The organism is uncultured Gimesia sp. (genome assembly GCF_937919775.1).
Taxonomy (GTDB): Bacteria; Planctomycetota; Planctomycetia; order Planctomycetales; family Planctomycetaceae; genus Gimesia.
The window spans coordinates 1-8,005 of record NZ_CALFPF010000616.1; the positions used below are offsets into that span (position 1 = coordinate 1).

At 52.3% G+C, this 8,005-nt stretch carries 6 protein-coding genes; all 6 read right to left on the minus strand.

Translation table 11 applies throughout. From position 1 onward, the window contains the following. Nucleotides 1-488: 488 nt before the first annotated feature. Entirely contained in the window at nt 489-1,592 is a 1,104-nt protein-coding gene (locus tag Q0294_RS17655) for a type III polyketide synthase (protein ID WP_299468096.1), read from the minus strand. 28 nt (nt 1,593-1,620) lie between these two features. Then, complete coding sequence (locus tag Q0294_RS17660) at nt 1,621-2,784, minus strand: NAD(P)/FAD-dependent oxidoreductase (protein WP_299468098.1); 1,164 nt, start codon at nt 2,782-2,784, stop codon at nt 1,621-1,623. Then, nucleotides 2,781-3,488, minus strand: coding sequence for a methyltransferase domain-containing protein (locus tag Q0294_RS17665; RefSeq protein ID WP_299468100.1), 708 nt, complete (start codon nt 3,486-3,488; stop codon nt 2,781-2,783). Before Q0294_RS17665 ends, Q0294_RS17660 begins: the two co-directional genes overlap by 4 nt. 245 nt (nt 3,489-3,733) lie before the next feature. Then, nucleotides 3,734-4,561: a DUF1559 domain-containing protein gene (locus tag Q0294_RS17670; protein ID WP_299468102.1), complete on the minus strand. Its 828-nt coding sequence runs from the start codon at nt 4,559-4,561 to the stop codon at nt 3,734-3,736. Between the two features lie 314 nt (nt 4,562-4,875). Further along, nucleotides 4,876-6,336: a DUF1501 domain-containing protein gene (locus Q0294_RS17675; RefSeq protein ID WP_299468104.1), complete on the minus strand. Its 1,461-nt coding sequence runs from the start codon at nt 6,334-6,336 to the stop codon at nt 4,876-4,878. Nucleotides 6,337-6,413: 77 nt separating this feature from the next. Further along, nucleotides 6,414-8,005: DUF1553 domain-containing protein (locus Q0294_RS17680; protein WP_299468106.1), on the minus strand; the 1,592-nt coding region annotated here is incomplete at its 5' end.

The window sequence follows — 8,005 nt, forward strand, 5'->3', positions numbered from 1 at the left end:
CCTAAAAATAGTTTACACTCTTATTTGAGCGCCCACTATTTTTGGGGAAGTCCACCATATGAACATATACACTCCGCAATATCAATCAACCATTTAAACAAAAAAACCGGACAATTAGCCCAGTTCCAAACTTTTAAGTTGAGTCGAAGTAGTAACGGTTATCTGGTCGTAAAAGTTTGGCCAAGGCCGACCACTTCTCTATTCTAATCTAAGATGTACTATAGAATTTTACTTTCAATTATAATTACTCCTGACAAGATACAATATTACATGCTTAACCTCTTGTGATAAATCACACCACGAATTGACAATTTCCTGTAACTCAGAATCGCGTGTGTAAACCGGAGTGTAAACGCCTTCTTCCCCTTGCTGCTTTTCATTACCAGCTAACGGGTTAGGGTTTTCAGAATTCGGAATCATAATCCGCGTGTCGTCTCTGCTGATTGATCCGAACAGTTCTAAAGCGCTGCCATCAAACCGGAAGCGGTCTAATTAATCAGAGCGGCTTCAATCGCCAGACCGGGACCAAAACCCAGCATCACACAGGGCAGTTTTGCATGCTGTGCCTGTAATTTCTTCAGGATAAACAGCACTGTTGGTGACGACATGTTACCGAATTGAGCCAGAATATCACGCGATGGTGTCAACTGCGATTCATCAAAGCCCACCGCTTCGGCAACCGCATTCAGGATTCGCGGCCCCCCCGGATGAATGGCCCAGCAACCGACCTCTTCGATCGCCACCCCCTGCGGAGCCAACCAGTGTTCCAACCAGTTTTTCAGCCTCGCATTGATGATATCCGGGATCTGTGGTGAAAGCGTCATCTCGAACCCATGGTCGCCTATCCGCCAGCTCATCATCTCTTCCGAGTCAGGGATGACAGTGGAACCGGAGGCCACTAATTTCCAGGCTTCACCCGAATTGTCTGTCGCCTGTTTTCCGACAACGGCGGCCGCACCATCGGCAAAGAGTGCGTTCGCTACGATTTTATCCGGGCACCAGCCATACTGTTGGTGCAGCGTACAAAGTTCGACTGCGCAAACCACGACACGCGCCTGCGGATCGCCGCTGGTAAAGGCCTTCGCAACACGCAATCCATTTAACGCACCATGACAACCCATGAAGCCGACCTGCGTGCGCGAGGTACCTGCTGGTAAACCCAGTTCTTTGATTAATTGAATATCAAAACCCGGCGCACTGAATCCGCTACAGGAAACCGTCACAAGATGTGTAATCTCTGCGGGATCCACATTCCCGGCAGCTAATGCCTGACTGACGGCGGCAATCGCGAGCGGCGTGGCATGTTTTTCGTATGCCTGCATCCTGTCCGCAGTGGAAGGTCCCAGATCACCGGGCGAATCTGCAGGACGATAAAAGGATTGCCGCACCAGTTCACTTTCAATACTGTTTTCCAGCAAAACACTGTGACGTGTTTTCACTCCTGCCCGACGATACAGGATCGGCACCAGCCTGCGCTGCTGATCGGTGACTTCCGTACCACAAGACACAACCTGAGCATGAATCGCGGCCTCCGATTGTTCCATCGAATGTTGCGGAGTGGTGGTTCCTATTCCGAGTATTTCAAAACTCATATCGGTTCTCGGTAAAATGCAAATGACTTTAATGATTTAAACGGGCAACAATCGGCCGGGCCGCTGCCGGAAACAGGTGAAACAGACGCAGCCCTAATCCCACTGCGGCAGGCGATCGCAATAATTGCGCAAGCCAGCGGCACCAGAATAACCTGCCCTCCGTAATTTCATGGTGTTTTCTCAGCCAGGCCTGTTCGAGAGCAGGATCCCACTTTAACAACCCCTGCGGAACCATCCGCGCGACGGCAATCGCTTCACTGATGGCATTCGCCATCCCTTCACCTGTAAACGGTTCCAGATAACCGGCAGCGTCTCCCAGTACAAACACACGATTCCCCACAGGCCTTACTATTTTGCGGGTGAAGGGAATCGTCCCTTTGAAAGTCCCCTCAGCGGTCTCTGCTAAAGCAGGAAAACCTGATTCCTTTAAGATTTCCTTCACAGCCTCTGTCGGACTGACACTTTTTTTGATGAAATCCCGGTCAACGGCAGCAGCGATATTCAGGCTGCCATCTTCAACACGCACCAGTCCCACATAACCAAACCGGTGGATCGCCATGTGAATGATACCTGCCGGGTAGTTTGAAAAATCATCTGCCGCCAGTAGGGCTCCCACTCCCATTCGAGAGTGATGCGAAACGACGCTCTCAAAATCATGACAATGCTGCAGACTCGGATGCCCCAGTCCATCTGCCACCAGCACCATTTTTGTCTTTGCTACGCCCGACGATTGTTCCGGATGAGTCAACTCCACAAGACGCGTCTGTTCTTGCGCTCCACTGTCCTTTAACATGGCCGTCGTTTCGGGCAAAAAATAAGCACCCGCGTCAATCGCAGCCTGAACGAGTCTTTCATCGAAAACAGAGCGGGAAATCGCAAGTCCGCCGGGTAAAGGAACGTTGAGTTCCCGTCCGTGGTAGCGTACCTGAAACGATTTCAGTGGAACCGCGTCAAACTCTTCAAAAATGTCGCCCAGGCCGATCTGCTGCAATGCGGAAATGGCACGTTGATTGAGACAACAGCCACAAACTTTGTATCGTGGAAAGGCCTTACGCTCAATTAGTAATGTACGAAGATTCTGGAGCGCCAATTGGCGTGCAGCCACCGTTCCTGCCGGTCCTGCTCCGATTACGATCACGTCCCAGTCACTGTTGCAGGCATCAGCCATGCTGATCGTCCGGGACTGAGTCATGATCGATTCCATTCCAGTAACCAGCGTTGCGGCCAGCGCCGTGTGATCTGAAATCCGCTCAGCCCCCCCTGCTCTGCCAGTTCCGCTGCTTCTTGTATGGTAAACGCACCCGCTACGGAAAGCGGGCCATCAGTGTGTACAATCGGGGAACGGGTCAATAAGCGACAGCCGGCCCAGGCCAGCCAGTATCCGATGCGTGTCCGTCGCAAATCATTGACCAGTACGAGATGTCTGGTTGCTTGCGACATGATCTGAAATAACTGCACCGCTTGTGCCTCTTCGAGATGATGCAGAAACAGAGAGCACATCACGACGTCATATTTTTTTTCAAGCGGTTCCTTAAAAATATCGCGTTCGTAAAAATGGACGTGATCCAGATGTCGGTGGTGGACCTGCTCCGTAGCATGCCTCACGGCAAAAGAACTGATATCACAACCATCGACTTCTACGGAAATCCCGGCGCGTTTTGCACGTAATGCAATGTCCAATCCCACATCACCACCGCCGCTGGCGATATCCAGAATTTGTAAGGGACGCTGATCAACGGTGCGTGCGAGTTCGAGAATCGGAGGCCATAAAATCGCACTGCTGCGACTCCACCAGTTGACTCGCCGCAGGCCCGCTAATGCACTGCCATGCTCCCTCTCGGTCAATCCCGGCTGATCCATCAGCTCCGGTTCTCGTTTGCGAACCTGAAAATTCATAATCTGTTCAATTCGAGTCGATTCGTCATCTTCTCATTTCATCGTGTTTTGAGCCGACCCCAAAACTACTATTAATATAGTACTATTACAGGTGAATCATCGTGAATCAGACGTTTTTTGTCAAGACAAGACGGAACATCACACACAGCAAACAAGGCACAGTCAGAAATCAGAAATCGGCTGACGCGATGAACAGTGAAATCATTCTCAATTTTGCAGACAGACCGAAAACCAGGAAATCCAGATCAGTTTCGAGTGGCGAAACGGCGATAGGTGAGCATGTCAACGGAATCGGAAATCGATGTCACATGCCCGTCCCCCCAGAGGAAATTGGCGCAACCGGGATGCCGGCTGTCAAATTCACATTCGTCGGCATCGCGTCGGTTAGGACCGAAATATGCGTATCCGACAAGACGCCCCTTGGCATCTTCCCCGTCCATCACAATTCCCAGCCAGGTCGATGGTAATTTGCGCGCGGTCCGTTCACCGACCATGAGTACGTTACTCAAGCCCTGCTGGCATTCGACGAACCGGATAAATCGATTGGCTACCAACACACCTTCCCCGGGAGAACTGGTCGCCGCGTCGGGATCACTCGTACCAAAGACGCCAACATAATTGGCACTGGGAAGATCAATCAGCACAGTACGCGATTGCAAACCGGACGTTTCATGGCCCTCGCGTTCTTCAAACAACGTAAAGACATCATCGGCGACATCTGACGGACAGCGATAAAAGGCTGGTGTGATTTTTCTCGAAACGGAGTTATCTGCCGCATCAACGGCAGACTGCAAATCAACGAGAGAAGCCAGGCTGGACTGTTCCAGAAACGGCAGCAGGCTCGCCCCCCAGCCAAAAGCCGTTTTCTGTTCAGAATCAAGTCTCCAGCCGGCCGGCAAACAGCGATAAACATCATGGTAATGGTGTAATGCCGTCCCTATCTGATGCAGGTGATTGACACACTGAATTTTCCGGGCAGATTCACGCGCCGCATTCACTGCGGGTAAAATCAACCCGACCAGCAGCCCCACAATCGCCATGACCACCAGCAACTCCAGAATGGTAAATCCCATTCTGTGATCTGATGACTGCTGTTGAAAACGAATGATGCGAGTATTCATAAGTCGGCATTAAATGCACAGGAGACGATGAACAGAATGAAACACGAAACGGAAACATAACATGCTCCATCCGATTTTGAAACCCCGTCTCTCTTCAATCAGGTACGGTGGCACGGTACTGTGAAAGTCAGGTACTCACACATAAACCAGCGGCTATGGAACGGTTTGGGGGGCTGCGGTTGTCTGGAGAATAATCAGAACCACAAGACGAAACCGCGGCGCATCGGATACTTACGCCTGAGCAAATCAGTCTCCGTGGCGAAATCCTAAGTCAGTGTTGTGGGAGGTTTTTCCAGAATCTCTGCAACCACTTTTGCAGGACGGCCGCTGGTTATGATTTGCTCCTGCCCGTTGTGATGGTAAAGGAGTTGTTGATAGTCGAGACCGAAAAGACGCATGATGGTTGCCTGAAAGTCGTTGGGAGTGACGACATTTTCGACCGCGCGATGACCAAATTCATCCGTTTTCCCAAACGCCATACCTCCTTTAATTCCGCCACCGGCCAGCCAGATACTGAAGCCTTGCCCGTTATGATCGCGACCGGCATTTTTGGGATCACCGTGACTTTGTGTGACCGGAAGCCGCCCGATCTCTCCCCCCCAATGTACCAGCGTTGATTCGAGCATGCCCCGTTGTTTCAGGTCTTTGACGAGAGCAGCCGAAGGTTTATCAGTGCGGCCACAAATTCCGGGCAGACCGTTGATGAGATTACTATGATTATCCCACGGTTGACCTCCGTGGAACAGTTGTATGAAGCGGACACCCCGCTCCACCAGACGACGGGCGATCAGACACCGCGTACCGTATTCGCGCGTTTTCGGGTCATCGAGACCGTACATGTCCTGCGTCGCTTTTGTTTCCTGTGAGAGGTCGAGCGCTTCGCGGGCCGAAGTCTGCATGCGGGCCGCGAGTTCATAACTTGAAATCCGCGCTTCCAAATCGGATTCGTGGGGATGGTTCTCAAAATGCTTTCGATTCAGTGTCTGCAACAGTTCCAGGTTTTGCGCCTGCAGGGAACCTTGTAAATGTGCGGGCGCATCCAGATTCAAAATCCGCGGTTCTTTCGGACGCAGAACCGTTCCCTGAAACAGCGAAGGCATAAAACCGTTTGACCAGTTCGTCACCCCGTCAACGGGCAACCCGCCCGGATCGGTCAACACCATGTAAGCCGGGAGGTTTTGTGATTCCGTTCCTAATCCGTAAACCAGCCACGAACCAAGATTCGGTCGACCGACGACTCCGGGAATCCCGCCATGAAAGTATCGAATGGAAACCTCGTGCCCGTTCGCGCCCGTATGCATTGAGCGAATCAGACAGACGTCATCGACGATTTCTCCCAGGTTCGGCAGCAGTTCGGACAACTCAGTTCCACACTCACCATGTTTGCGAAATTTCCACGGGCTGCCGAAAAGTTTCTTGCTGGCCTGATTAACGAAACTGTATTGAATGTCACCCTTAAAATCGGTCCCGCTGTATTTCGTGAGTTCCGGCTTGGGATCGGTCAGGTCCATATGCGACGGCCCGCCATGCTGAAACAGCGAGATCATGGCTTTGGCCTGCGGTACAAACGGTGGTTTTTTCGGCGTCAGATCGAAATGAGGCTGCCCAACGGAAATCCCCTTAGGCTTGGCAAGCAGGTTGTCCTGTTTCAGCATCCAAGCCAGCGCCACCGTGCCGATTCCCATTGCGTTTTCCGCGAGAAATTGTCTTCTGCTATAGTACGTCATTATTTCAAACACCCGATGAAAAGCTTATTTTTGAATTTTTGATAAAGCGCTTTGTTTCAAGAGACTCTGAACCGGATTTAATCGACGTATAAAAACTCATTCGAACTCATCAGAGCCTGACAGAGGTTGGTAATGGTCTGACGGGCGGGAGTCACCCCCTGGGGGATCTGCTCTGGATGCTGCTGTAGATATGCCAACTGGTTCCCCATAAAACGTACAACCAGTTGCAGTTCTTCCGGCGTCGGCTTGCGACAAAGTGCCAGTTCAAACGCATACGCGGCCTGTGCCTGCAGACTCTTCTGCGCCGGTTCCGGGCCACGAAACTCCGCTGCGGAATCCCACTTGAAAGCGGGTCCCTGTTCGGGTTGAAGCGACAGTTGAACGCCCCAGGAGAAGGAATCGAAACCGACATCACCGTTGCAATCAGCAATAAAATCGATGGTATCTCCCGTTTGAACAGCCAGCGAAACGACATTGGTATCAGCGGCGCCGTTATGAGCGTTCCACTTACCCGCGAGGCCCGAGCGACTGGAAAGAACAAACCCGCGCACACCGTTTCCCTGATCGCTCCCGTGCTGCAGTTTCCCGGTCACAGATAACGTGCCCGCTGCGGGAGCGGTCCAGCGTCTGAGGGTGGCAAACTTGCTCGCCGGATGACCGCCATTGGCGTTCAGAGTCGCCCAACCCAGTGTCGGGTCGGGAAGCTGCGGCCCTCCCTGCCAACTCGATCCGGTCCAATGCGGAAATGCCGTAAACGTACTCGTGAGAGACGTCGTTTCATCAATGGTTCCGTAACCATAACTCCAGGCAGATTTCGCGGTCGGCGGGAGTTCTGGCAGAGCGGCGATTTCTTCCGGTTTCAATTCCGGTGCTTCACGGGCCAGACGATCCGACAGTTTAGCGGATTGCGAGAGAATGAATTCGCCATTCATTAACATCAGGGACTGAGTCGCTACCGTCGAATTCGATCGGCGTTCGCAGTTCGTTTCCATGACAGGTGCATCAAAAGTCTGCAGCATTCCCACGGGCTGACTGCGTCTTGCCTGAATATACAGACTGCGGCGCAGTTGCTCTCCTGAAACCACCACCTGACCGAAATCGTCTTCTTTAATTTCAACGGGTGGACCAGTCAGTTGTCGATTGAGAACGCCTGAAACGGCCAACATGCGGTCGCGTAACGTTTCCGCTTCTAAACGAACGATCGGTTTCCGCCAATAGTAATGATTGTCGGCGTCGATCGATTCCTTACTCGGATCATGCGCGCCCGCCTGACGATACGCGGTTGAAAGCATGATCGTGCGATGTAATTTTTTCAGATCCCAACCCTGTTCCATGAATTCCGCCGCCAGCCAGTCCAGCAATTCCTGATGCGTGGGTGTGGAGCCGAGTTTGCCGAATTCACCGGGCGTTCCGACGATCGCGCGACCGAAATGATGCATCCAGATCCGGTTGACCAGCACACGGGCAACAAGAGGATGCTCGCCACTCACCAGCCAGCGGGCAAACGCCAGGCGGCGCCCCGTGGTAGGAAGCGTGCTATCGTTGAGGGGAAGTTCATGGCGTTTCCCTTCCGGCGAAACCACCGTCAAGGCAGCCGGTTTAATCACCTGTTTCGGCTGCCGGTAATCCCCGCGATGGAATAATTTAGTTTCCGGAATGTGATTGTCCG

Bases quoted from the DNA above. Each gene is read 5' to 3' on its own strand.
- Q0294_RS17655 (WP_299468096.1), bottom strand. From the start codon at position 1,592: ATGAGTTTTGAAATACTCGGAATAGGAACCACCACTCCGCAACATTCG.
- Q0294_RS17660 (WP_299468098.1), bottom strand. From the start codon at position 2,784: ATGACTCAGTCCCGGACGATCAGCATGGCTGATGCCTGCAACAGTGAC.
- Q0294_RS17665 (WP_299468100.1), bottom strand. From the start codon at position 3,488: ATGAATTTTCAGGTTCGCAAACGAGAACCGGAGCTGATGGATCAGCCG.
- Q0294_RS17670 (WP_299468102.1), bottom strand. From the start codon at position 4,561: ATGGGATTTACCATTCTGGAGTTGCTGGTGGTCATGGCGATTGTGGGG.
- Q0294_RS17675 (WP_299468104.1), bottom strand. From the start codon at position 6,336: ATGACGTACTATAGCAGAAGACAATTTCTCGCGGAAAACGCAATGGGA.